The organism is Actinomadura xylanilytica (assembly GCF_030283145.1).
Classification (GTDB): Bacteria; Actinomycetota; Actinomycetes; order Streptosporangiales; family Streptosporangiaceae; genus Spirillospora; species Spirillospora xylanilytica.
Window position 1 is genome coordinate 69,296 of record NZ_JASNWE010000002.1, and the last position, 22,196, is coordinate 91,491.

At 72.9% G+C, this 22,196-nt stretch carries 23 protein-coding genes and 1 pseudogene; 14 read left to right on the top strand and 10 right to left on the bottom strand.

Annotated features, from left to right (window positions below):
• Positions 1 to 21 precede the first annotated feature (21 nt).
• From QP090_RS11395 to QP090_RS11405, 3 genes are read left to right on the top strand one after another with little or no spacing between them, the layout of a single operon-like run.
• The gene (locus QP090_RS11395) at positions 22 to 1,695 is read left to right on the top strand and encodes an AMP-binding protein (RefSeq protein ID WP_285938712.1); all 1,674 of its coding nucleotides are present in this window, start codon (positions 22 to 24) and stop codon (positions 1,693 to 1,695) included.
• A gap of 50 nt (positions 1,696 to 1,745) precedes the next feature.
• Positions 1,746 to 2,528 (top strand): TIGR03084 family metal-binding protein, encoded by a 783-nt coding sequence (locus QP090_RS11400; RefSeq protein ID WP_285938713.1) that lies wholly within the window; start codon positions 1,746 to 1,748, stop codon positions 2,526 to 2,528.
• A gap of 54 nt (positions 2,529 to 2,582) precedes the next feature.
• Positions 2,583 to 3,050: a universal stress protein gene (locus tag QP090_RS11405; RefSeq protein WP_285938714.1), complete on the top strand. Its 468-nt coding sequence runs from the start codon at positions 2,583 to 2,585 to the stop codon at positions 3,048 to 3,050.
• A 7-nt stretch (positions 3,051 to 3,057) separates the two neighbouring features.
• On the opposite strand, the gene QP090_RS11410 is transcribed toward QP090_RS11405, so the two are convergent.
• On the bottom strand, positions 3,058 to 3,567 hold the full coding sequence (locus tag QP090_RS11410) for an O-acetyl-ADP-ribose deacetylase (RefSeq protein ID WP_285938715.1): 510 nt from the start codon (positions 3,565 to 3,567) through the stop codon (positions 3,058 to 3,060).
• 173 nt (positions 3,568 to 3,740) lie between these two features.
• Positions 3,741 to 4,367 (bottom strand): PepSY domain-containing protein, encoded by a 627-nt coding sequence (locus tag QP090_RS11415; protein ID WP_285938716.1) that lies wholly within the window; start codon positions 4,365 to 4,367, stop codon positions 3,741 to 3,743.
• Positions 4,368 to 4,486: 119 nt separating this feature from the next.
• On the opposite strand from QP090_RS11415, the gene QP090_RS11420 reads away from it, so the two are divergent.
• The 3 genes from QP090_RS11420 (at position 4,487) to QP090_RS11430 (ending at position 7,628) form a co-directional block, all read left to right on the top strand.
• Complete coding sequence (locus QP090_RS11420) at positions 4,487 to 5,218, top strand: response regulator transcription factor (RefSeq protein WP_285938717.1); 732 nt, start codon at positions 4,487 to 4,489, stop codon at positions 5,216 to 5,218.
• Positions 5,215 to 6,648, top strand: a complete 1,434-nt coding sequence (locus tag QP090_RS11425) for a sensor histidine kinase (protein WP_285938718.1) — start codon at positions 5,215 to 5,217, stop codon at positions 6,646 to 6,648. Before QP090_RS11420 ends, QP090_RS11425 begins: the two co-directional genes overlap by 4 nt.
• Positions 6,649 to 6,791: 143 nt before the next feature.
• Positions 6,792 to 7,628 (top strand): NAD-dependent epimerase/dehydratase family protein, encoded by an 837-nt coding sequence (locus QP090_RS11430; RefSeq protein WP_285938719.1) that lies wholly within the window; start codon positions 6,792 to 6,794, stop codon positions 7,626 to 7,628.
• A 177-nt stretch (positions 7,629 to 7,805) separates the two neighbouring features.
• Here QP090_RS11430 and QP090_RS11435 read toward each other — a convergent pair.
• A pseudogene (locus QP090_RS11435) lies at positions 7,806 to 8,567 on the bottom strand (dioxygenase family protein).
• Positions 8,568 to 8,672: 105 nt separating this feature from the next.
• Here QP090_RS11435 and QP090_RS11440 point away from each other — a divergent pair.
• Complete coding sequence (locus QP090_RS11440) at positions 8,673 to 9,176, top strand: MarR family winged helix-turn-helix transcriptional regulator (protein ID WP_285938720.1); 504 nt, start codon at positions 8,673 to 8,675, stop codon at positions 9,174 to 9,176.
• Positions 9,177 to 9,217: 41 nt separating this feature from the next.
• On the opposite strand, the gene QP090_RS11445 is transcribed toward QP090_RS11440, so the two are convergent.
• Both QP090_RS11445 and QP090_RS11450 read right to left on the bottom strand, forming a co-directional pair.
• Entirely contained in the window at positions 9,218 to 10,327 is a 1,110-nt protein-coding gene (locus QP090_RS11445) for a winged helix DNA-binding domain-containing protein (protein ID WP_285938721.1), read from the bottom strand.
• The gene (locus QP090_RS11450) at positions 10,317 to 10,955 is read right to left on the bottom strand and encodes a TetR/AcrR family transcriptional regulator (protein WP_285938722.1); all 639 of its coding nucleotides are present in this window, start codon (positions 10,953 to 10,955) and stop codon (positions 10,317 to 10,319) included. Before QP090_RS11450 ends, QP090_RS11445 begins: the two co-directional genes overlap by 11 nt.
• A 145-nt stretch (positions 10,956 to 11,100) precedes the next feature.
• Here QP090_RS11450 and QP090_RS11455 point away from each other — a divergent pair, with 145 nt between their 5' ends.
• Together QP090_RS11455 and QP090_RS11460 are read left to right on the top strand one after the other, a co-directional pair.
• Positions 11,101 to 11,967 carry a class I SAM-dependent methyltransferase gene (locus tag QP090_RS11455; protein WP_285938723.1) on the top strand — a complete coding sequence of 289 codons (867 nt, stop codon included), beginning with the start codon at positions 11,101 to 11,103 and terminating at the stop codon, positions 11,965 to 11,967.
• Between the two features lie 43 nt (positions 11,968 to 12,010).
• On the top strand, positions 12,011 to 12,628 hold the full coding sequence (locus QP090_RS11460; RefSeq protein WP_285938724.1) for a TetR/AcrR family transcriptional regulator: 618 nt from the start codon (positions 12,011 to 12,013) through the stop codon (positions 12,626 to 12,628).
• Between the two features lie 14 nt (positions 12,629 to 12,642).
• Here QP090_RS11460 and QP090_RS11465 read toward each other — a convergent pair whose 3' ends face one another.
• Positions 12,643 to 13,275 (bottom strand): hypothetical protein, encoded by a 633-nt coding sequence (locus QP090_RS11465; RefSeq protein WP_285938725.1) that lies wholly within the window; start codon positions 13,273 to 13,275, stop codon positions 12,643 to 12,645.
• Between the two features lie 150 nt (positions 13,276 to 13,425).
• The gene (gene trpS / locus QP090_RS11470; RefSeq protein WP_285938726.1) at positions 13,426 to 14,502 is read right to left on the bottom strand and encodes a tryptophan--tRNA ligase; all 1,077 of its coding nucleotides are present in this window, start codon (positions 14,500 to 14,502) and stop codon (positions 13,426 to 13,428) included.
• Positions 14,503 to 14,727: 225 nt separating this feature from the next.
• Between trpS and QP090_RS11475 the strand changes: the two genes are divergently transcribed.
• The 3 genes from QP090_RS11475 to QP090_RS11485 all read left to right on the top strand — a co-directional run bounded on the left by QP090_RS11475 (position 14,728) and on the right by QP090_RS11485 (position 17,303).
• Positions 14,728 to 15,216, top strand: a complete 489-nt coding sequence (locus tag QP090_RS11475) for a MarR family winged helix-turn-helix transcriptional regulator (protein ID WP_285938727.1) — start codon at positions 14,728 to 14,730, stop codon at positions 15,214 to 15,216.
• 72 nt (positions 15,217 to 15,288) lie between these two features.
• Entirely contained in the window at positions 15,289 to 16,797 is a 1,509-nt protein-coding gene (locus QP090_RS11480; protein ID WP_285938728.1) for an MFS transporter, read from the top strand.
• A gap of 32 nt (positions 16,798 to 16,829) precedes the next feature.
• On the top strand, positions 16,830 to 17,303 hold the full coding sequence (locus tag QP090_RS11485) for a pyridoxamine 5'-phosphate oxidase family protein (RefSeq protein ID WP_285938729.1): 474 nt from the start codon (positions 16,830 to 16,832) through the stop codon (positions 17,301 to 17,303).
• Between the two features lie 127 nt (positions 17,304 to 17,430).
• On the opposite strand, the gene QP090_RS11490 is transcribed toward QP090_RS11485, so the two are convergent.
• Together QP090_RS11490 and QP090_RS11495 are read right to left on the bottom strand one after the other, a co-directional pair.
• Positions 17,431 to 18,339 (bottom strand): M56 family metallopeptidase, encoded by a 909-nt coding sequence (locus QP090_RS11490; protein ID WP_285938730.1) that lies wholly within the window; start codon positions 18,337 to 18,339, stop codon positions 17,431 to 17,433.
• Complete coding sequence (locus QP090_RS11495; protein WP_285938731.1) at positions 18,336 to 18,734, bottom strand: BlaI/MecI/CopY family transcriptional regulator; 399 nt, start codon at positions 18,732 to 18,734, stop codon at positions 18,336 to 18,338. Before QP090_RS11495 ends, QP090_RS11490 begins: the two co-directional genes overlap by 4 nt.
• A 92-nt stretch (positions 18,735 to 18,826) precedes the next feature.
• Here QP090_RS11495 and QP090_RS11500 point away from each other — a divergent pair, with 92 nt between their 5' ends.
• Entirely contained in the window at positions 18,827 to 20,410 is a 1,584-nt protein-coding gene (locus tag QP090_RS11500; protein WP_285938732.1) for a cytochrome ubiquinol oxidase subunit I, read from the top strand.
• Positions 20,407 to 21,330, top strand: coding sequence for a cytochrome d ubiquinol oxidase subunit II (locus QP090_RS11505; RefSeq protein WP_285938733.1), 924 nt, complete (start codon positions 20,407 to 20,409; stop codon positions 21,328 to 21,330). Before QP090_RS11500 ends, QP090_RS11505 begins: the two co-directional genes overlap by 4 nt.
• A 97-nt stretch (positions 21,331 to 21,427) precedes the next feature.
• On the opposite strand, the gene QP090_RS11510 is transcribed toward QP090_RS11505, so the two are convergent.
• On the bottom strand, positions 21,428 to 22,168 hold the full coding sequence (locus QP090_RS11510; protein ID WP_285938734.1) for an alanyl-tRNA editing protein: 741 nt from the start codon (positions 22,166 to 22,168) through the stop codon (positions 21,428 to 21,430).
• Positions 22,169 to 22,196 lie beyond the last annotated feature (28 nt).

Below are 22,196 nucleotides of genomic sequence, written 5' to 3' on the forward strand. Positions count from 1 at the left end.
CGTCCCCCCGAAGGAGCGCCGATGCCGCGATTCGACCTGGCGACCCTGCACGAGGCCATCGCGGCCGAGATCCCCGACCGGGAGTGCGTGGTCTGGCGGGACCGCAGGCTGACATGGCGGCAGGTCACCGAGCGCAGCAGGCGGCTCGCGCACCTCCTGCACGGCCACGGGCTCGGCCGGCGCGCCGAGACCGCCGCGCCCTGGGAGTCGCCGCACGACCACCTGGCCCTCTACCTGCACAACGGGCCCGAGTACCTGGAGGGCCTGCTCGGCGCCCACAAGGCCCGGATGGCCCCGTTCAACGTCAACTACCGCTACGTCGACGGCGAGCTCGCCCACCTCTTCGCGGACGCCCGGCCCCGCGCGATCGTCTACCACGCGCGCTTCGCCGCCACGATCGGACGGGTGGCACCGGCGCTCGACCGGCCGCTGCTGCTCCAGGTGGCCGACGAGTCCGGCGCCGCCCTGCTGCCGGGCGCGCTGGACTACGAGGCCGCGCTCGCCACGGCGTCCGCCGCCCCCCTCGACGCCGTCCGGCCGGACGCCGGCGACCTGCACATCCTCTACACCGGCGGCACCACCGGCCTGCCCAAGGGCGTGCTGTGGCGCATCGGCGACCTGGTGCTCGGCCCGCTCGGGCTGCGCCGCCGCGACGGCACCCCCTTCGGCTCCCTGCGCGAAGTGGTCGAGAAGGCCGCCGCCGGGGCCCGCCACAAGGTCCTGGTCGGGCCCCCGCTGATGCACGGCGCCGGGACGTGGTCGGCCCTCGGCGGCTGGTGCGGCGGCGCCTGCGTGGTCTTCCCGGACCGGGTCGACGGCCTCGACGCCGCAGACCTCCTGGCCACCGCCGAACGCGAACGCGTGACCCGGATCCCCCTGGTCGGCGACGCGTTCGCCCGCCCGCTCCTCGAACGGCTGGAGGCCGTCCCGCACGACCTGGGCGCCCTGCGCAGCATGGTCAACTCGGCCGCCGGCATCAGCCCGGACGTGCAGCGGCGGCTGAACGACCTCCTCCCCCACGTCCGGATCACCGATGTGCTCGGCTCCTCCGAGACCGGCTTCCAGGTCCTCCGCCAGGCGCCCGCCGCGCGCGGGCCGCTCCCCGGCTCCTACGCCCCGGCGGCGGGCGCGGCCGTGCTCAGCGCCGACCGCGCCCGCCGGCTCGCCCCGGGCGAGGACGAACTGGGCTGGCTGGCCAAGGCCGGCTCGATCCCGCTCGGCTACCTCGGCGACCCCGGCCGGACCGCCGACACCTTCCGCACCGTCGACGGCGAGCGCCTGGTCGTCGCGGGCGACCGCGCCCGGCTGCTGGCCGACGGCACCATCGAGGTGCACGGCCGGGAGGCGACCACCATCAACACCGGCGGCGAGAAGGTGTTCGCCGAAGAGGTCGAGACGGTGCTGCGGGACCTCCCTGGCATCGCCGACGCGCTCGTGGTCGGCCGCCCGAGCGAGCGCTGGGGCACCGAGATCGTCGCCGTGCTCCGCACCGCCGCCCCCGACCCGTCCACCCCCGGACCATCCGACCCCGGCCCGTCCGACGAGGAGCTGCGCGCCGGCTGCGCCGCCCGGCTGGCCCGCTACAAGATCCCCAAGACCTTCCTGCGCACCGCCGACGGCCTCCGGCTGCCCAACGGGAAACCCGACTACGCCGCCGCGCGCGCCCTGTCCCACGCCCCGTCCGAGCCGAACTAGATTCGGCTCAGGTCTGTACGCGCCCCTCGTGAACGGGAGATCCTGCCCCCATGCCCGACCTGAACAGCCTGCTCGCGGACCTGACGGCCGAGGGCGAGTCCCTGGACGCGCTCGTGGCGCCGCTCCCCGCCGTGCGCTGGGCCGCGCCGACCCCGGCCGAAGGGTGGACGATCGCCCACCAGATCGCCCACCTCGCGTGGACGGACCGGCAGTCGACCGTGGCGGCCACCGACTCCGCGGCGTTCGCCGGGATCCTGGCCGGCGCGCTCGAGCCCGGCTACGTCGATCGGGGGGCCGCGGAGGGCGCCGCCGAGGAGCCGGCGAGGCTCCTGGACCGCTGGCGCTCCGGCCGCGCCCGGATCGCCGGGGCGCTCGCCGCCGTGCCCGCGGGGACCCGGCTCCCCTGGTTCGGGCCGCCGATGAGCGCCGCGTCCATGGCCACCGCGCGGCTCATGGAGACCTGGGCGCACGGACAGGACATCGCCGACACGCTCGACGTCCACCGCGAACCCACCCACCGGCTCCGGCACGTGGCCCACATCGGCGTGCGGGCCCGCGACTTCGCGTTCCACAACCGCGGGCTGACGCCGCCCACCGCCGAGTTCCGCGTCGCACTGACCGCCCCGTCCGGCGACGCGTGGACCTGGGGCCCGCCGGACGCCGAGCAGTCGGTGACCGCGCCGGCCCTGGACTTCTGCCTGCTGGTCACCCGCCGCAGGCACCCCGGCGACCTGTCGGTGACCGCCACCGGACCGGACGCGGCCCGCTGGCTGGAGGTGGCCCAGGCGTTCGCCGGCCCGCCGGGCACGGGCCGCGCCGCCATGAGAGCTTGACCACTGTTCTCCCTGATCAGGTTCGTCTCCGGGCGAGCTGGACAGGTCACACCCATGACAGTTCTTATCGCCTACGACGGATCCGATGACGCCCGTTCCGCCATCGAGTACGCCGGACGGCACATCAAGCCCGAACCCGTCGTGGTCCTCACCGTCTGGGAGCCGCTGATCTCCCAGCTCGCCTGGGCCCCGCTGATCGCCGCGGCCCCCGTCACCGCCGAGCAGGGCGGCGACCAGTTCGCCGAGGAGCAGCAGGCGGTGGCCCTCGCCAAGCAGGGCGCCGAGCTGGCCGCCGCCGCCGGGCTGGCCGACGTCACGCCCCGCGCCGTCCGCACCAACGGCCCGGTGTGGGCCACCATCGTCGACGCCGCCGAAGAGCTGGACGTGTCCCTCCTGGTCACCGGCTCCCGCGGCCTCGCCGGCGCCCGCTCGGTCATCCTCGGCAGCGTCTCCACCCGCGTCCTCCACCATGTGCACCGCCCCACCCTGGTGGTCCCGCCCGCCAAGCCCCGCAAGGACTGACCGGGGCTCAGGCCGAGACGGCGTGCTCGAAGGCGGTGTAGGCGTCCTCGGTGAACAGGACGAAGCGCACCTCGGTGATCTTGCTGGTGGTCGAGCGGACGGTCCGGACCGCGATCCGGGCGGCGTCGTCGACGGGCCAGCCGTAGATCCCGGCCGACACCGCGGGGAACGCGATGGAGGTGATGCCGAGCTCGTCCGCGACCCGGAGTGACTCCCGGTAGCACGAGGCCAGCAGGCCGGAGCGGTCCTCGGTGGTGGAGTGGACCGGGCCGACGGTGTGGATGACCCACCGGGCGGGCAGCGCCCCTCCCGTGGTCGCGACCGCCTGGCCGACCGGCAGCCCGCCGCCGTAGTGGGACGCGCGCAGCCTGCGGCAGTCGTCGAGGATCGCCGGGCCGCCCTTGCGGTGGATGGCGCCGTCGACGCCGCCACCGCCCAGCAGCGAGGAGTTGGCGGCGTTCACCACCGCGTCCACCCGCTCCTCGGTGATGTCCCCGCGAACCAGAGTGATCTCCATGCCGTACCCTCCCGCACCGAAGAGAAGGACCGTACCGTGGGTCGGACTCATCGTGGAGGCTGCGGGGAGAGACGGGTCCGCCGGTTCATGGCCGAACACCACGACGGGGGCCGGCCGAGTTCGGCCGACCCCCTTCGCGTGGTCATCCGCGGCGCGCGGTGAGAGCGCCGGGCTCAGTCCTCGTCGACGGAGTCGGCGAGGACCTTCCCGCTGGCCGGGTCGAGCTTCAGCTCGTGCTCGGCGCCGTTCTGGACCACCTCGACCTCCCAGGAGCCGTCGTCGAACTCGACGGAGGTGACGGTGCCCGGGGTCTTCTCCAGAGCCAGGCCCGCCGCCTGCGCCGCGGTGGTCTTGGCGGCCTTGAGCGCCTCGGCCTCCGCCGCCGCCTCCTTGGCATCGCCGTCGTCGGACTTGGCGTCGCCCTTCTCGGCGCCCTTGCCGTCGCTCTTCTCGTCGCCCTTGTCCGGGCGGGGCACCTCGTTGCTGATCACCTTGCCGTCATTGGCGTCGAGGGTCACCTCGCGCCAGGTGCCGTCGGCCGTCAGGACGTCGGCCTCCCAGACGGTGCGGCCCTTCTCGTCGTCCAGTTCCAGCTCCTCGATCACGCCCGGCGCCGCCTTCTGCACGGCGTCCGCGGCCTGCACCGCGGTGACGCTGGCCTTGGCCGGGGCGTCCTTGTCCCCGTCGCCGTTCGGGCCCGCCGCGAACGCCGCGGCGCCTCCGCCCGCCACCACACCGGCGGCGACCACCGAAACCAGCAGTCCGCGCTTGGACAGCACCTTCGAGAGTCCGGGCTTCATCGCTACCTCCTGTTCGGCGGACCCTGGTGGCCCGTCCGAGAACCACACTGGGCGGAGATCCTGTAGCGATCCTGAAGCGACCTGAAGACCGCTTCAGGGTCGTCTGACAGCCTGGGGGCATGCGCCTGCTGATCGTGGAGGACGAGCGACGCCTGGCATTGTCCCTGGCCAGGGGCCTCATGGCCGAGGGATTCGCGGTGGACGTCGTCCACGACGGGGTCACCGGCCTCGACCATGCCGTGGTCCACGACTACGACCTGATCCTGCTCGACATCATGCTGCCCGGCCTGAACGGCTACCGGGTCTGCGCGGAGCTGCGGGCCCGGGGCGACGACACGCCGATCCTGATGCTCACCGCCAAGGACGGCGAGTACGACGAGGCCGAGGGCCTCGACACCGGGGCCGACGACTACCTGACGAAGCCGTTCTCCTACATGGTGCTGCTGGCCCGCGTCCGCGCCCTGCTGCGTCGCCGCACCCGTGGGGGCGCGCCGGCGATCGTGCTCGGCGACCTCACCATCGACCCCGGGGCCCGGAAGGTCCTGCGCGGCGACGTCGAGGTCGAGCTGACCGCCAAGGAGTTCGCCGTCCTGGAGCAGCTCGCCGTGAACGCGGGCCTGGTGGTCTCCAAGACGCAGATCATCGAGCACGTGTGGGACTTCGCCTACGAGGGCGATCCCAACATCGTCGAGGTGTACGTCAGCGCCCTGCGCCGGAAGCTGGACGCGCCGTTCGGCCGCAAGTCGATCGGCACGGTGCGGGGACTCGGCTACCGCCTCGCCGCGGACGGCGGCACGGACGAGCGCCCGGACCGCGGCCCGGACGGTCGCGCCGGGCCGGGTGGCCGATGAACAGGTGGTTCGGCTCCGTACGGGCCCGGACGACGGTGGGCGCCACCGTGGTCGTGGCGATCGCGCTGGTCGTGGCCGGGCTGGCGGTCGTGCTCCTGCTCCGCGCCAACCTCGGCGAGCAGGCGGACCTGCGGGCCGAGGTGGCCGCCCGCGAGGTCGCCGGGCAGCTCGCGTCCGGCACGCCGTACAGCGCGCTCGACCTGCCCGATGACGAGGACCATCCGGTGCAGGTGATCGGGTCCGGCGGGCGGCTCCGGGCGGCCAGTGAAGACCTCAAGGCGATCAGCGGAACGGGGAGCGGCGCCGTACGGTCCGCACCGTCGCCGTCGACGACCTCCGACGACGACGGCGACGACCGGGACGGCGACGCCCCCGGGCGCGGCGAGATCTCCTCCCATCCCGGCTACTCGACGGGGACGGCGACCGTGGACGGCCGCACTGGGGAGTACCGCTTCGCGGCCCTGCGGGTCACCACCCCCGCGGGCGAGACGGTGACCGTGTACGCGGGCGCCGACCTGGAGTCGGCGCACGCGGCGGTCGGCACGGTCACCAGGGCGATGCTCATCGGGCTCCCCCTCCTGCTGGCCGTGGTCGCCGGCGTGACATGGCTGGTCACCCGGCGCGCGCTGCGTCCCGTGGCGGCGATCCGGACGGAGCTGGCCGAGATCACCGCCGCCGGCGACCTGGCCCGCCGCGTGCCGGAACCGAGGACCCGGGACGAGGTCGCCCATCTGGCGGCCACCACCAACGCCACCCTGTCCGCGCTGGAACGCTCTGTGGCGCGGCAGCGCGGGTTCGTCGCGGACGCCTCGCACGAGCTGCGCAGCCCCATCGCGTCGCTGCGCACGCAGTTGGAGGTGGCCGCCGCGCACCCGGAGCTGCTGGATCTGGACGGGCTGGTCGACGACGTCGTCCGCCTCCAGCATCTGGCCGCCGACCTGCTGCTCCTGGCCCGCCTTGACGCGGGGGACCGGCCGCTGGCCGGGGAGCCGGTCTCCCTGGCCGAGCTGGTCCGCGAGGAGGCGGACCGACGCGCGGGCGCGCGAGTGCCGGTCGAGACCGACGTCGCGGCCTCCCCGCGTGTCGTGGGCAGCCGCGGGCGGCTGTCCCGCGTTCTGGGCAACCTGCTCGACAACGCGCAGCGACACGCCGCCACTGTCGTCCGGATCACGCTGGCGCAGGAGAACGGGCAGGCGGTGGTGCGGGTCACCGACGACGGGCCGGGCGTCCCGGCGGCCGACAGGGAACGGATCTTCGAGCGGTTCGTCCGTCTCGACGACGCCCGGAGCCGGGATGAGGGCGGCGCGGGACTGGGACTCGCCATTGCACGTGACCTGGTACGCGCCCACGGCGGTACGCTCGTGTCGGGCGAGACCCCGGAGGGCGGCGCGCTCTTCGAGGTCCGGCTGCCCATCGAACGAATCGGCTGAAACAGAGCAGAGCATCGTCCGCCGTCGTTTCGGCCGCCGCGAAGGGGCACCGACTCCCCTGGCCGGGCGTGACCTGGCGAGAGTCCTTGCCTATCCTGCCGTCGAGACGACCACAATGGCGTGAAAGTCGTGGAGGTACCCCCTTGAAGATTCTCGTCGCCGGCGCGACCGGCGTTGTCGGCCGCCGGCTGATCCCGTTGCTCGTCCAGGCGGGCCACGAGGTCGCCGGGACGACCCGACACGCCGACCGCGCCCGATCCGTCAGTGAACAGCACGCCACGCCGGTCGTGGTGGACGTGCTCGACGCGGACGCCGTCCGCGCGGCGGTCGGGACCGAGCGGCCGGACGTCGTGATCCACCAGCTCACCGACCTCACCGGGGAGGATTTCAACGCCAACTCGCGGCTGCGCATCGCGGGCACCCGCAACCTCGTCGACGCCGCGAAGGCGGCGGGCGTCGAGACGATGATCGCCCAGAGCATCGCGTGGGTGTACCTCCCGGGCGACACGCCCGCGGTGGAGTCCGACCCGCTCGACCCGTCGCTGCTCCCGTACGCGGGCGTGGCCGGGCTGGAGGAGGCGGTCGCCGAGATGCCGCGCGGGGTGGTGCTGCGGTACGGGGCGCTGTACGGACCCGACACCTGGTACGCGAAGGACGGCGCCATGGCCGAGCGGGTGCGCGCGGGGAGCCTGCGCCCGAGCCCTTCCTGGACGTCGTTCGTCCACGTCGACGACGCTGCCGCCGCCGCGCTCGCGGCGCTCGACTGGCCCGCGGGGGCGGTCAACATCGTCGACAACGAGCCGGCGACCACGGCCGAGTGGCTGCCGCTCTACAGCGCGGCGCTGGGTGCTCCGTCGCCGGGCCCGGCGGCACGGCACGCCGCCGCCACGAGCCGTCCGGCGTCCAACGCCAAGGCGCTGAGCCTCGGCTGGAAGCCGCGGGTCCCGTCCTGGCGCACCGGTTTCGCCGAGATCGGCTGAGCCGCCGGAGGAGCCTGAGAACCGATCTGAGCGGGGGTTGGACCCGGCGGGGGCCGGGATGGCGGGGCGGATCCGGCAGGGGCCGGGGCCGAGCTGCGAGTGGGCCTGGGCGGAGCCGAGGGCGCACGGTGGTCGGCGCACGGTGGTCGGCGGGCGGCGGGCGGCGGGCGGCCGGTCTCAGCCGAACTGGAACGAGCGCTTGGCCAAACCGAACCAGTAGCCGTCGATGACGGTGCTGCGGCCGGCGGGGGCGTCGGCGTCAGCGCCGAGCGTGACGAACAACGGGGCGAAGTGCTCTGTGCGGGGATGCGCGATGCGCGCCGCAGGGGCCTTCACACGGAAATCGAGCAGCGAGTCGACGTCGCCAGAGGCGACCGCGCGGTCCGTCCATGCGTCGAACTCGGCGGACCAGGCGGGCGGCGGGGCGTCCGGACCAGAGCCCATCTCCCGCAGGTTGTGCGTGGTGAATCCGCTGCCGACGATGAGCACGCCCTGGTCGCGCAGTGGCGCCAGGCTGCGTCCCACCTCGAAGAGCCGTGCGGGATCGAGGGTCGGCATCGACATCTATAGTACTGGAATGTCGGCGTCCGGATACATCTCCACCAGTGGCACGTACGCGCCGTGGTCGAGGCCGCGCTGCTCCTCCTGGTGGACGTCCGGCAGCAGCTTGTGCACGTCCGCGGCCAGTTCGGGCGCGCCGGGGGCCTCGTAGCGGACGTCGTAGTAGTGCTGCGGGAAGCCCCAGAAGTCGTACACCAGCGGGACCGTCCGGGTCGCGCCGATGGTCAGCGGCGCCTCTTCCCAGTGCGCCGACACCATGAGGATCGCCTTCGGCCGGGGCAGCCGGGCCGACCAGCGGGAGAGCTGGCCGGTCCACACCGGGTCGTCGGCCAGCGGCGGAGCGCCGTGGCTGAGGTAGAGCGCGGGCATCCTGGCCATGTCGTCCCCCTGGGGCGGTCATTTGAGCGTTCAAGTATCACCTTAGAGGCAAGATATTGAATCTTCAAGTCTTGAGGGTTCAAGTGTTTGGATTAGGCTGGGGGCATGACCGAGACGCGGTGGCTCGACGCCGATGAGCAGCAGACCTGGCGCGCCTTCCTGTGGACCTCGCGCCTGCTCAACGAGGCGCTGGACCGCCAGCTCTACCGCGATTCGGGCATCCCGCACGCCTACTACATGATCCTGGCGATGCTGTCGGAGGCGCCGGGCCGGTCACTGACCATGACCGAGCTGGCCGCGATCGTGCACTCCTCCGCCAGCCGCCTCTCCCACGCGGTCAACCGGCTGGAGGAGGCCGGCTGGGTCCGGCGGGCCAAGCACACGGGCGATCGCCGCACGACGGTCGCCGAGCTGACCGACGCCGGCTTCGACGTCCTGGCCGCCGCCGCACCCGGGCATGTCACCGAGGTGCGGCGCCGGCTCTTCGACCCGCTCTCCCGCGAGCAGGTGGCCGAACTCCGGGAGACCCTCCACACCCTGCTGGCCGCGCTGGACACCGAAAGCGACAGCCCTTGCGCCCGTACGGGCGACCTGTCCCAGGAGGGGTGACCGAACCCCGGTTCCGCACGCCTTTCAGTGGCCGGGCCGGTTCAAGAGGCGAAAAGGACCTCATGGGAGTCGGCGTCGGGATGGGCGGCGACCAGGAGGCGGGTGGCCTCTTCGACCAACGCGTCCCGGACGGGGCCGGACAGCGGTGAGAACGGGTCGACGCGCAGGGTGGCCGCGCGGCGCTTCTTCTCCATCTTCCACATGCCGTGGACGAAGCCGTCCACCAGGAACGTCGCGCGGATGATGCCGTTGATGGTGAAGACCCGCTTGCGGTGCTCATCGGTGATGATGCGGGACCGGTCGCTGTGCGAGAGCAGCAGGTTGTCGAAGTCGGGGACGAACCGGACGGGCGCGGGTGTTCCGGGGTCGGGGCGCGGCGCGTCCGGCAGGTCGTACAGCACCCTGCCGTTCTCGTCCGCGAACGTGCACAGCCTGGCCCCGAGGCGGTCGAAGACCTCGCCTAGGCGGGTGAGCCCGGACCACTGCTGCGCGTCCTGCACGGTCGCCGGCCCGAACGCGGCCAGGTAGCGGAGCACGAGTTCATCGGCGGACAGCCCCGGGAGGGCGGGACCGAGCCAGGTCCCCAGAGTGGTGTGGCGGGCGGCGCCGGACGAGCCCCAGATGCCACGCGGCGGTACCTGGATGAGGTGCAGCGTGCAACGGACGCCCCAGGCGAGCAGCTCGGTGTCGTGGTCCGGCCACCGTTCGGCGAGCAGTGCCCTTAGCTCCTTGTCCGTTCGCGGCTCGTCCTCTAGGAATGCGCGGGCGTCGGCGGTAACGGCGGCGAAATCCACCTCGGCGAGTGGCGCACCGGTCGAGCTTCTGAGGACGCGGTCTAGCACCGCCTGTGTCAGCGGACGCAGTGCGCGCGCGTCGCGGGCGCTGACCAGGTGCAGTGTTCCGCGCATCAGCACGATGCGCACGGCCAGTCGATCGCGCATGAGGCCGGCCAGCTCGTCGAACGCGAAGTCCTCCAGGCGGCTCCAGAGCCCGATGTACGGGGGGTTGGGCGCCTGCGACTGCATGCCGACGAGATGCTCGATCGTGTCGAGCGCGGACGCGCGGTGCCGCCGCAGCAGCCTCTGCCGTTCCAGCAGAGCGCGGTTGAGCGCCCGCCGGTCGAGGACGGTCGTGGGCCGGTCAGTCGTCATAGCGTCCTCGGAGTTCCTGCCAGGTGGGCGGTGGGCCTGGGAGCTCCCCGCCGTCCGGCATGTGCAGAGCGTCGAGGATCAGGGCCAGGTAGCGGTGCTGCAACAGGTTCATCCGCTCGTCGTCGCCGACGCGGATGGTGTGCAGGTGCTCGAGCAGGACGGAGATGTCGCCGACCTGGACGCCCGCGCGCAGGGCGCCCGCCTCCCGGGTCCGGTCGAGCAGCCGCTGGGTGGCCGCGTGGATCTCCCGGCCCTTGCGGCCCATCTCCTCGGTGACCGGGAAGCTCCCGGCGAGCCTGCTGGTCAGCGATCCGGCGCCGATGTCCAGGCAGCGGCACATGAAGCCACTGAAGGAGTCCCACGGATCGCCCTCGGCGTCGAGGGCCTCCTGGACCACGGCGAGGTAGCGGTCCATGCCCTCGTCGGCGAGCCGCTGGAGCAGATCCTCCTTGCTCTTGTAGCGGCGGTAGAGGGCGCTGATCCCGACGCCCGCGCGCTCGGCGACGGCCGAGATCGGGGCGCCCGGGTCGGCGGTGAACACCGCCCGTGCCGCGTCTCGGATCAGGTCGTCGTTGCGTGCCGCCTGAGCCTTGCGCCCGCTCATGGGCGCCTGCGCGCTGGTGACCATGCCCGCAAGTATAGGGGAACGAAGGGTTCCGTTCTACTTTATGGGAGCACCCGGCACCGGCGGCGGGCGCCGCATTGACGTGCGCGCCACCGTCCCTCATCATGAACGCACGTTCATGAACGTACGTTCACCTGGAGGCCATCCCATGGCGGAGATCGTCAACACCGCGCAGTCCGAGGCGTGGAACGGCTATGAGGGACAGCACTGGGCCGCCCACTCCGACCGGTTCGACGCCGTGAACAGCGGCTTCAACGAGCGGCTCCTGAACTCCGCCGCGATCGGCGAGCGGGACAGGGTGCTCGACGTCGGCTGCGGCAACGGGCAGCTCACCCGGCTCGCCGCGCGCCGCGCGCCGCGCGGGCGGACCCTCGGCGTGGACCTGTCCGAGCCGATGCTCACCCGGGCGCGGGACCTCGCGGTGCGCGAGAACGTCCCGAACGTGTCGTTCGAGCGGGGCGACGCGCAGATCCACCCGTTCGAGGACGGCGGGTTCGAGGTCGCCCTGAGCCGGTTCGGGATCATGTTCTTCGCCGACCCGGTCGCCGCGTTCGCCAACATCGGCCGGGCCCTGGTCCCGGGCGGCCGGCTGGCCTTCGCCTGCATGGCCGAGCTGGACGGCACCGACCTCGGCACCGTCCTCGCCGCGATGTCCCCCCACCTGACCCGCCCGCAGGGCGACGGCACCAGCCCCACCTCGTTCGCCGACCCCGGGCACGTCCGGGAGGTCCTCGGCGCCGCCGGGTTCGGCGACATCTCCTGCGAGCACGCCGAGGCCGACCAGGTGTGGGGACGCGACGTCGCGGACGCGGCGGAGTTCCTCGGCGCCTGGGGGCCGGTCAAGTACCGCCTCGGGCTGGTCGGTGCCGACGCGGCGCGGCGGGCGCGGGCGGCGCTCACCGACGCGCTGCGCGCCTTCGACGGCTCCGCCGGCGTCCGCACCCGGGGCACGGCCTGGCTGGTCACCGCCCGGGCCGCCGGGGCGACGGCGCCGTCCGCCTCCACCTCGGCGTGAGCACGGCATCGGGCGGGGCCGCGGCTCATTACGATGCCGGGTGATGTCACCAAGAAAAGCCGCGGCACTGCGCGACGGCGGAGACCTGACCCTGCGCGAGCACCTGATCGCCACCGCCGAGCGCCTGCTCGGCGAGCGCGGGAGCGCCGGCCTCACCGTGCGCGTCATCGCGCGGGAGGCCGGCGTGGCGGACGGCGTGCTCTACAACCACTTCGCCGACAAGGAGGAGCTGCTGGCGGTCGCCCTGCGCGCGCACGTCAAGGCCGTCGAGCGGACGCTGCCCGCACTGCCCGAACCAGGTGGCGGGACGGTCGAGGCCAACCTGCGCGTCCACATCGAGCACGGGTTGGCGATGCACCGCGCCATCCTGCCCGCCCTCACCGGGATGCTCGCGCAGCCGAACGTCCTTGCGCGGTTCGCGGCACTGAACGAGCCGGACGACTGGCGGGACCGGCTGGCCGCCTACCTGCGCGCCGAGGCGGAGCTGGGGCGGCTCGCCCCCGGCGCACGGGTGGACGCCGCGACCTCGATGATCGTCGGCGTCTGCCACGAGGCGGTGCTGTCGACGCTGTTCCAGGGGACGGCCGAGCCGCCCCCGTCCAAGGACGTCGACGACCTGGTCGCCGCCGTCCTGGACGGCATCGGCCCGAGCCGCACCTGACCGGCCCGTGCGCCTCAGCGCTTCGGCTGCGGCAGCAGGTCGGCGTGCCGGACGGTGTAGCCGCCCTTGGTCACCGGGGCGAACGCGGCGGGGGCCATGCAGGAGCCGACCGTGCTCTCGACCGGCTTGCCCTGCGCGTTCTCGGTGATGTTGCCGACGACCCAGGAGAGCCCGACCCGGTCGTGGTGCCGTCCGCCGTCCTGGACGCTGAACCCGAGCCGCTTGCCGACCCAGTCGGCCAGCGGCCCGTCCGCGCGGGTGACCTTCGCGGTGAACGCCGCGTTGCCCGGGCTGGTCGAGAGGCAGTCGACCTCGGCCTCGGCCCGGAGGATCTGCTTCAGCGCGACCACGTAGTGCGAGATCTTCACCGTCCCGCGCGCGTCGGTGGGCAGCCCGTGCGGCACGTTCAGCTCGGGGAGCGGCCGGCTGTAGGGCGCGGCGTGCGCGTCGAAGGTGAACGAGCGGACGTCGTGGTCGGGCGCGAAGGTGAGGCGGAACTCCGCCGACCCCGTCACGCTCGCGGTCTTCGGCTCGCCGGCGGGCGCGGCCGGCGGCGCCGCGGACGCGGCGGTGGCACCGACAGTGACGGCGCTGATGGTGGCGGCGGTCAGGGCCAGGATCGAGATCTTCGTCTTGGTGCTGGGCATCGTCGTTCTCCCCTGTCGCATGTCATCCGGACCGCGGCCCGGCCCGATGTATCGATCATGCGATCCGCGCCCCCAGGCCCGCCTCCCCCGCGAAGGCCGGACGTGTCCCCCGCGCGGCGCCACCGCCTCCTTCTCCGGGACGAGCCGTCCTCAGGTGGTCATGCCCATCGCGGAGCGGACCTCGGCGAGGGTGCGTTCGGCCACATCGCACGCCCGGTCGTTCCCGTCTGCGAGGACGCGGCGCAGGTGGGCCCGATCGGCGACGAGTGCGGCGCGCCGGGCCCGCAGGGGACGCAAGAACTCGTTGACCGCCTCGATGACCAGGCGCTTAAGCGCCGCCGACCCGCCGTCGCCGACCTCCGCGGCCACCTCGTGCGGGTCGCGGTCCTGGCAGAGCGCGGCGAGCAGCACCAGGTTGGACACCCCCGGACGGGTCTCCGGCTCGTAGGTGATGCGGCGGTCCGCATCGGTGCGGGCCCGGGTGAGCAGCCGCGCGGTCTCGTCGGCGGTGGCCGAGAGCGCGATGGCGTTGCCCCGGCTCTTGCTCATCTTCTGGCCGTCGCCGCCCAGCAGGTTCGGCGCCCGCGTCAGCAGCGCGTCGGGCACCGGGAAGACCTTCCCGTAGCGCTCGTTGAAGCGCCGCGCGATGGTCCGGGTGACCTCCTGGTGCGGGAGCTGGTCCTTGCCGACCGGCACCAGGTCGGCCTTGCAGAACAGGATGTCGGCGGCCTGGTGCACGGGGTAGGTGAACATCAGGCCGCTGACCGAGGACTGCCGCGACGCCCCGATCTCGTCCTTGACCGTGGGGTTGCGGCCCAGCTCGGCGACCGAGACCAGGGACAGGAACGGCAGCATGAGCTGGTTGAGCGCGGGGACGGCGCTGTGCCGGAAGATCGTCGCCGGGCCGGGGTCGACGCCGGCCGCCAGGTAGTCGGCGACCAGGCCCTCGACGTGCTCGTCCAGCCGGTCGGCGACGTCCCGGTCGGTGAGCACCTGGTAGTCGGCGACGAGCACGAAGAGCTCGACGCCCGCGCGCTGGAGCCGGACCCGGTTGGCGACCGTCCCGAAGTAGTGGCCGAGGTGGAGCGGGCCGGTGGGACGGTCGCCGGTCAGGATCCGGAATCCGGCCGGGTCCGCCGCTATGCGCTCTTCGAGTTCGAGGCTGCGGCGCTCGGCGGCACGCAGCGTCTCGCCCTCGGATACGGGGGTGGTGGTCGTGGTGTCCATGGGGTCTTCTCCTCGTCGTGGTCGAGGCCGTCCGGCCGGACGGGCCCCGCCACCGAAAAGAAGAAGGGCCGTCCGGATGGACGGCCCTGGCATGCGCGGTGTCGGCCGTCCTAGGACGGCCGCCAGCTCTGGCACGCGATGCGATGCATGCCGCCACGCTACCCGACCGGGCGATACGGGTGCCACTAGATAATCCAGAACGGGATCATATTGCTACCCTGAGGTATGACCTCCTTGACGCCCGCCCGCACCGAGCCGGACCTGTCCTTCCTCCTCGACCACACCGGCCATGTCCTGCGCACGCAGATGTCGGCGGCGCTCTCCGAGATCGGGCTGACCCCGCGCATGCACTGCGTCCTGGTGCACGCACTGGAGGAGGAGCGAACCCAGATCCAGCTCGCCGAGATCGGCGACATGGACAAGACCACGATGGTGGTCACGGTCGACGCACTGGAGAAGGCCGGGCTCGCCGAGCGCCGCCCGTCCGACACCGACCGGCGGGCCCGGATCATCGCGGTCACCGAGGAGGGCGCGCGGCTCGCCGAGCGCAGCCAGAAGATCGTCGACGGGGTGCACCAGCGCGCGCTCAGCGCCCTGCCCGAAGACGAGCGGAGCGTGCTCGTCCGGGCGATGCACCGGCTGGTCAGCGGCTATCTCGCCACCCCGGAAGAGGTCGCGCAGCCGGTCCGGAGGGCACGCCAGAGCGCCAAGTAGATCCACACTGGATCGTCTACAACAAAATCATCTGTTACTGTCTCTCCCGTTCGCCCATGAACAGGAGAGACAGTGTCCGTCACCCCATCCACCGCGCCTCCCGGCTCCCGGTCCCGCACGCTCGCGCTCATCGTGCTCTGCGCCGGGATGCTGATGATCATCCTGGACGGCAGCATCGTCACCGTGGCGCTGCCCGCCATCCAGCGCGACCTCGGCTTCTCCCCCTCCGGCCTGACCTGGACGGTCAACGCCTACGTCATCGCGTTCGGCGGGCTGCTGCTGCTCTCCGGACGGCTCGGCGACCTGCTCGGCCGCCGGCGGATGTTCATCGCCGGGCTGACGGTGTTCACGCTCGCCTCGCTGCTGTGCGGGGTGGCGGCGAACCCGGCGATGCTGATCGCCGCCCGCTTCGTCCAAGGCACCGGCGGCGCGATGGCCTCCGCGGTCGGCCTCGGCATGATCGTCACCCTGTTCACCGAGCCGGGCGAACGGGCCAGGGCGATCGCCGTCTACGCGTTCACCGGCTCGGCCGGCGCGTCCATCGGGCAGGTGCTCGGCGGCGTGCTGACCGACGCGCTGAGCTGGCACTGGATCTTCTTCATCAACCTGCCGCTCGGCGTCGCCGCCGTGCTGCTCGCACTGCGCGCCCTGGAGGCCGACCGCGGCGCCGGGCTCGCCAAGGGCGCCGACGCGCTCGGCGCGCTGCTGGTCACCGCCGGGGTCATGCTCGGGGTGTACGCGATCGTCCAGGCCGAAGGGCACGGCTGGACCTCGGGCCGCACGCTCGGCCTCGGCGCGCTGTCGCTCGCACTGCTCGCCGCGTTCACTGGCCGCCAGGCCACCGCCGCGAATCCGCTGATGCCGCTGCGGGTCCTGCGGTCGCGCAACGTCTGGGGCGCCAATCTGATCCAGATGCTGATGCTGGCCGCGTTGTTCAGCTTCCAGATCCTCGTCGCGCTCTACATGCAGAACGTGCTGGGCTATGGCGCCACCAAGACGGGCCTGGCGCTGCTGCCGGCGGCGCTGACCATCGGGGCGCTGTCGCTCGGGCTCGCCGCCCGGCTCGCCGCCCGGTTCGGCGAGCGCGCGATCCTGCTGACCGGCCTGATCCTGCTGCTGGCCGGGCGGCTGCTGCTCACCCGGGTCCCGGTGGACGGCACGTACGCGCTCGACCTGCTGCCGGTGATGCTGCTGACCGGCGGGGGCGGGCTGGCCATGCCCGCGCTCACCTCGCTCGGCATGTCCGGCGCCGGCCCGGCGGACGCGGGGGTCGCCTCCGGCCTGTTCAACACCGGCCAGCAGATCGGCGCGGCGCTCGGCGTCGCCGCGCTGACCACGCTGGCCGCCACCCGCACCGACCACCTGCTGGCCGGCGGGAGCGACCGTCCGGCCGCCCTGACCGATGGCTACCGGCTGGCGTTCGAGATCGGCGCCGGGCTGATGGTCGCCGCGATCGCCCTCACCATCATCGTGCTGCGCCGCCCCGCGCCCCCCACCCCCACACCCGCCTCCCCGGCAGGCGCCGCCGTCACCGATGGCACCGCCCCGGCCGAGCAGGCCGGAACATCCGCCACCAGCTGAGATCCAACAGTTCACAACACCAGGAGTACGAGATGAGCAACGACCAAGGCCCCGGCCGCGGCCCCGGCCCCAAGCCCCTCGCCGACGCCCACCTGGCCAGGATGCTGGGCGAGCATCAGTTCGGGGCCCTGACCACGAACAAGCAGAACGGCCACCCGCACGTCTCGACCGTCATCTACGCCTGGGATCCGGACGAACGAATCGTCCGGATCTCGACGACCGCCGACCGCGCCAAGGTGCGTCAGCTGAGGAACGACCCGCGCGCCGCACTGTACGTCTCCAGCGACGACCACATGGCGTTCGCGGTGGCCGAGGGCGCCGCGGAACTCTCCGAGATCAGCGAGAGGCCCGGCGACGCGGCCGGTCTGGAGATGCTCGCGATGACCCCAGGGTTCGACGACCCTGGCGACGAACGCGTCTTCCTGGAGCGGATGGTCGAAGACCGCCGGTTGGTGATCCGCATCCGGGTGGCACGCCTCTACGGAACGGCACTGACCCCAGACTGACCCGTCCGCCATCGATGCCGAGGTTCAAGTGATCCCGCCTCAGCCGTCACGCGGGCGCGCGATGAAGCGCCCGCCCAGACCCGGTTAGGTACGAACCGCTAGGCGAGTGCCGTGGGCCGGGACTGCACTAATGGGGCAGCGCGTAGAGGAGGACGGGGAGGCCGGCGATGACGGGGACGGCGACGATGGCGGCGAAGCGGGTCGAGCGCCGTACCGGCTTGGGCTCCAGCAGCCGGTTGACCCGGGCCATCACCGGGATGTCGTCGCGGGAGGCGACTCCGAGGGTGCCGGACGGGGCCGCGGCCGGGCGGGCCGCGGCGAAGCGCAGCAGCGCGGTGGCGAGCTCGCGCGGCGGCCGGTTCCGCCGGGCCCGGTCGTCGGCGGCCATCTCGATCAGCAGCTCGACCGCGTCGAGGCACCGTCCGACCAGCCGGAACTGGGGGAACACCTGGCGGAGCGAGGCGAACGGGAGCAGGACCAGGTCGTGCCGCTCGCGGGCGTGCGCGCGCTCGTGCGCGAGGACGGCGGCCAGTTCGGCGGAGTCGAGCAGTTCGAGGGTGCCGGCGCTGACCACGACCTTGGACGAGCGCACTCCCGGCACGCAGTACGCCGCGGCGGCCGGGTGGTCGAGGACCAGCGTGCCGGGCACCGCGGAGTCGTGGCGGGAGACCAGCGCGAGCAGGGCGCGGTGCCGGTGCCGGGCCCGGACGACCCGGACGACCGCGTACATCAGCATCGCCAGCAGCACGGCGGTGAGGCTGACCGCGGCGAGCAGCGCGGCCATGTGGGCGGCGTCGAGCCGTCCGGCCTGGTCGCCGAGCAGGCCGGGGAGGCCGCCCGCGATGCCCTTGCGGTAGGGCAGCAGGGCCAGCCCGAGCAGCGTGCCGATGGTGGCGATGCCCCAGCCCAGCCCGAGCGACTGCCAGAGGACGATCCCGGTTCGGGGGGTGCGCCAGGTCCACCGTGCCTTCGACAGCAGGTGCGCCCCGCCGATGGTCCCCAGCGAGATCAGTGCGAGCAGGGCGGTGCCCGTCATGCCGGTGGCTCCTTGCCGGCGAGGCCGCCGCCCATGAGGCCGGCCAGGGCCTGCCGGATGACGTCGGCCTCGTCCTGCGAGACAGAGCGGACGAAGTGGGCGAGCGCGGCGTCGCGGTCTCCGGTCTCGTTCAGGGCGCCGAGCATGAGCTCGGTCACGTAGCCCTCGCGGCTCGCGACCGGATCGTAGCGCCAGGCCCGCCCGTCACGCTCGCGTTCGAGGTAGCCCTTCTTCGCGAGCCGGTCGAGCACGGTCATCACGGTGGTGTGGGCGAGGTCGCGGTCGTGCGCGAGCGCGCGGCTCACGTCGCGGGCGGTGGCCGGCTCCAGGCCGGCGTCCTCCCGCGCCCAGAGGATCTCCATGACCGTGCGTTCAAGCTCTCCCAAACCCTTCACGTCAGCCAGGTTAGCCGACTATGAGGCATATCACCACGTCGAGTAGTACTACTGCCAGGAGTACTACAGCTCGTAGTACTACATTCGGTCGTATGAGCACCGTCGCGCTCCTCGCCGACGCGGTCACCGCCGCGTCCCCACTCGCCGACGCGGCAGGTCACGCCGCGTCCCCTCTCGCGGACGCCGCCCACGGCGCCGCCTCACCGGCCGACTTCATGGCCGCGCGCCAGCAGATGGCCTTCACCCTGGGCTTCCACATCGTGCTGGCCTCCATCGGCATCGGCCTGCCCGCGATCACCCTGCTCGCCGAATGGCGCGCGCTGCGCACCGGCGACCCGGTCTACGCCGAGCTCGCCCGGCGCTGGATGAAGGCCGCCGGGGTGCTGTTCGCCGTCGGCGCGGTGTCGGGCACCGTGCTGTCGTTCGAGATGGGCACGCTGTGGCCCGGCTTCATGGACAAGTACGGGCAGGTCTTCGGCGCCGCGTTCGCCCTGGAGGGGATCGCCTTCTTCATCGAGGCGATCTTCATGGGGATCTACCTGTACGGCTGGGACCGGCTGTCCCCCCGCGTGCACTTCCTCACCGGGATCCCGGTCGTGATCGCCGGACTGCTGTCGGCCTCGTTCGTCCTCACCGTCAACTCCTGGATGAACCAGCCCCGCGGCTTCAAGCTCGTCGACGGCGAGGTCACCGACGTGAACCCGCTCGCCGCGATGTTCAACCCGGCCACCCCCGTCCAGGCGGTGCACCTGATCCTCGCCTCCCTGATGGTCTGCGGGTTCATCGTGGCCTCGGTGTACGCGGTGGCGCTGCTGCGCGACCACCGGGCCGGACGGGTCGACCGCTACCACCGCCTCGGCTTCGCCATCCCGTTCTCGCTCGGCGCGGTCTGCGCCCCCCTCCAGGTGGTGGTCGGCGACTGGGCGATCCGGTTCGTCGCCGACAACCAGCCGGCCAAGTTCGCCGCGATGGAGGGTGTGGAGCACACCGAGGCCGGGGTGCCGTTCCGGTTCGCGGTCTTCGAGATCCCGAACGCGCTGTCGATGATGCTGAAGTTCGACGCGCACGCCACGCTGCGCGGCATGGACTCGATCCCGGCGGACGTCCGGCCGCCCGCCGAGGTGGTCAAGACCTCGTTCGAGATCATGATCGCGCTCGGGATGGCGCTGCTCGCGCTGGCCGCCTGGTGGGCGCTGTCCTGGTGGCTGCGGCGCCGCGCCGCCGGCCGGACCGGCGACCTGAACGGCCGCCGCGAGCTGCCCTGGAAGCCCTGGTTCCTGCGCGCCGCGACGCTCACCGGCGTCGCCGCCGCGATCGCCATGGAGGCGGGCTGGACCACCACCGAGGTCGGCCGCCAGCCCTGGATCGTGTACGGCGTGATGCGCACCGAGGAGGCCGTCAACCCGAGCCCCGGGCTGCGCTGGGGCCTGTACATCGTCGTCGGCGTCTACGCCGTGCTCGCCGCCGCGACGATCAGCGTTCTGCGCCGCATGCGCCGCCGCCCGGAACCGGCCCTGCCCGGCGGTGGCACCCCGGCACCGCCGGCCGCGCCGGAGCCCCCGTCCACCAGCGGCCCGGCCTCAGGCTCCGGCGGCCCGGACGCCGTTCCCGGCTCCGATTCCGACGATGCCGACTCCGACTCCGACTCCGACTCCAGGGTGGGGAGCCACCGATGAGCTACGCCGACGCCGCGCTCGGGCTGATCCTGCTGGGCCTGTCCGCCTACCTGCTGTTCGGCGGCGCCGACTTCGGCGCCGGGCTGTGGCACCTGCTGACCCGGCGGCGCGCCGACAAGGACGTCATCGAGCACGCCATGGGGCCGCTGTGGGAGGCCAACCACGTCTGGCTGGTCTTCGTGATGGTGATGTCGTGGACCGCGTTCCCCCCGGTCTTCGCCGACATCATGTCCGCGCACTGGGTGCCGCTGTCGCTGGCCGCCCTCGGCATCGTCGCGCGGGGCAGCACGTTCGTGTTCAGCAAGGCCGACCCGGACCAGCCCTGGTACCCGTGGATCTTCGGGCTCTCCTCAATCGTCACGCCGTACTGCCTCGGCTCGGTGGCCGCCGTCGTCGCCACCGGCGGCACGACCTGGCTGAGCCTGAGCGGGGTGTACGGCGGGGTGCTCACCACCGCGCTGTGCGCCTACCTGGCCGCCGTCTACCTGATCTGGGACGCGCGGCGGCTCGCCGGCTATGAGATCTCCATGCACTTCCGCGGCTACGCGCTGGTCTCCGGTGCCGCCGTCGGGCTGCTCGCGCTGCCCGGCGCCGCCGCGCTCGGGGTGCGGTCGCCGCTGATCCTGCTGTCGACCGCGGCCGGGCTGGCGTCCCTGGTGATGATCGCGCGCCGCGCCTACCTGGCGGTGCGGGTGACCGGCGCGCTCGCGGTCGTGGCCGTGCTGTGGGGCGCCGCCGGGATGGCCGGACTCGACCTCGACGCCGCCGCCGCGCAGGACACGGTGCTCCAGGTGGTGTTCGTCGCCCTCGGGGCGGGCGCGCTGGTCCTCGTCCCGTCGATGGCGTGGCTGTTCGTGCTGTTCCAGCGCGCGGACGCGGACGGCGTGGGCGGCACCGTCAGCGGCCACCGAACGGGATGACCAAGAAGACGACGGCGATGACGGAGACCGCTGACACGATCGACCGGGTCTTCGCCTTCTCGGACGCGGCCCGCGCGGCCCGGTGGGCCGCGGCTCCTCAGTCGGAGAGCTTGATCCGGAGGCGGCGGAAGCCCCGCCCCTTGTTCTCGACCTTCGCCACCGTGATGCGGCCGACCTGGCGGGTGGAGGCCACGTGGGTGCCGCCGTCGGCCTGGGTGTCGAGGCCGGCGATGTCGACGATCCGCACGTCCTCGACCTCGGGCGGCACCAGGTTGGTGGCGGTGCGGATGATGTCGGGGATCGCGAACGCCTCGGCACGGGGCAGCGTCCGGACGTCGATCCGGCGGTCGGACTCGACCTCCAGGTTGCACGCGTCCTCGACGGCCTGCTTGAAGCCGGGCGGCACCTCGGGCAGGTCGAAGTCCATCCGGGCCGACAGGGGCTCCATGTTGCCGCCGGTCACCAGGCAGCCGTAGTCGCGGAACACCACGCCGCAGAGAAGGTGCAGGCCGGAGTGGGTGCGCATCAGCGCGGTGCGGCGGTCGTCCTGCACCGCGCCGCGCACCGCGGTGCCCACCGGCGGGACGGGGTCGCCCTCGGCCGGGACCAGCACGAGATCATCGGTCTTGCGGATCCCGGCGACACGGGTCTGCACGCCCTGCCACAGCAGCACCCCGTGGTCTGGCGGTTGCCCCCCGCCACCCGGATAAAATGCGGACTTGTCGAGGATGATCCCCTCGGGTCCCGCGTCGAGCACGACGGCGTCCCATTCGCGTAGCGACTGGTCGTCGAGCTCTAGCCGGGCGGTGCGTCCATGGTGATGGGTCCCCACGCTCATGCCCCTCACCTTAGGGTCCGCACGGCCG

What these genes read in the sequence shown, in the direction of transcription:
- QP090_RS11395 (WP_285938712.1), top strand. Translation starts at nt 22, where the DNA reads ATGCCGCGATTCGACCTGGCGACCCTGCACGAGGCCATCGCGGCCGAG.
- QP090_RS11400 (WP_285938713.1), top strand. Translation starts at nt 1,746, where the DNA reads ATGCCCGACCTGAACAGCCTGCTCGCGGACCTGACGGCCGAGGGCGAG.
- QP090_RS11405 (WP_285938714.1), top strand. Translation starts at nt 2,583, where the DNA reads ATGACAGTTCTTATCGCCTACGACGGATCCGATGACGCCCGTTCCGCC.
- QP090_RS11410 (WP_285938715.1), bottom strand. Translation starts at nt 3,567, where the DNA reads ATGGAGATCACTCTGGTTCGCGGGGACATCACCGAGGAGCGGGTGGAC.
- QP090_RS11415 (WP_285938716.1), bottom strand. Translation starts at nt 4,367, where the DNA reads ATGAAGCCCGGACTCTCGAAGGTGCTGTCCAAGCGCGGACTGCTGGTT.
- QP090_RS11420 (WP_285938717.1), top strand. Translation starts at nt 4,487, where the DNA reads ATGCGCCTGCTGATCGTGGAGGACGAGCGACGCCTGGCATTGTCCCTG.
- QP090_RS11425 (WP_285938718.1), top strand. Translation starts at nt 5,215, where the DNA reads ATGAACAGGTGGTTCGGCTCCGTACGGGCCCGGACGACGGTGGGCGCC.
- QP090_RS11440 (WP_285938720.1), top strand. Translation starts at nt 8,673, where the DNA reads ATGACCGAGACGCGGTGGCTCGACGCCGATGAGCAGCAGACCTGGCGC.
- QP090_RS11445 (WP_285938721.1), bottom strand. Translation starts at nt 10,327, where the DNA reads ATGACGACTGACCGGCCCACGACCGTCCTCGACCGGCGGGCGCTCAAC.
- QP090_RS11450 (WP_285938722.1), bottom strand. Translation starts at nt 10,955, where the DNA reads ATGGTCACCAGCGCGCAGGCGCCCATGAGCGGGCGCAAGGCTCAGGCG.
- QP090_RS11455 (WP_285938723.1), top strand. Translation starts at nt 11,101, where the DNA reads ATGGCGGAGATCGTCAACACCGCGCAGTCCGAGGCGTGGAACGGCTAT.
- QP090_RS11460 (WP_285938724.1), top strand. Translation starts at nt 12,011, where the DNA reads ATGTCACCAAGAAAAGCCGCGGCACTGCGCGACGGCGGAGACCTGACC.
- QP090_RS11465 (WP_285938725.1), bottom strand. Translation starts at nt 13,275, where the DNA reads ATGCCCAGCACCAAGACGAAGATCTCGATCCTGGCCCTGACCGCCGCC.
- trpS (WP_285938726.1), bottom strand. Translation starts at nt 14,502, where the DNA reads ATGGACACCACGACCACCACCCCCGTATCCGAGGGCGAGACGCTGCGT.
- QP090_RS11475 (WP_285938727.1), top strand. Translation starts at nt 14,728, where the DNA reads ATGACCTCCTTGACGCCCGCCCGCACCGAGCCGGACCTGTCCTTCCTC.
- QP090_RS11485 (WP_285938729.1), top strand. Translation starts at nt 16,830, where the DNA reads ATGAGCAACGACCAAGGCCCCGGCCGCGGCCCCGGCCCCAAGCCCCTC.
- QP090_RS11490 (WP_285938730.1), bottom strand. Translation starts at nt 18,339, where the DNA reads ATGACGGGCACCGCCCTGCTCGCACTGATCTCGCTGGGGACCATCGGC.
- QP090_RS11500 (WP_285938732.1), top strand. Translation starts at nt 18,827, where the DNA reads ATGAGCACCGTCGCGCTCCTCGCCGACGCGGTCACCGCCGCGTCCCCA.
- QP090_RS11505 (WP_285938733.1), top strand. Translation starts at nt 20,407, where the DNA reads ATGAGCTACGCCGACGCCGCGCTCGGGCTGATCCTGCTGGGCCTGTCC.
- QP090_RS11510 (WP_285938734.1), bottom strand. Translation starts at nt 22,168, where the DNA reads ATGAGCGTGGGGACCCATCACCATGGACGCACCGCCCGGCTAGAGCTC.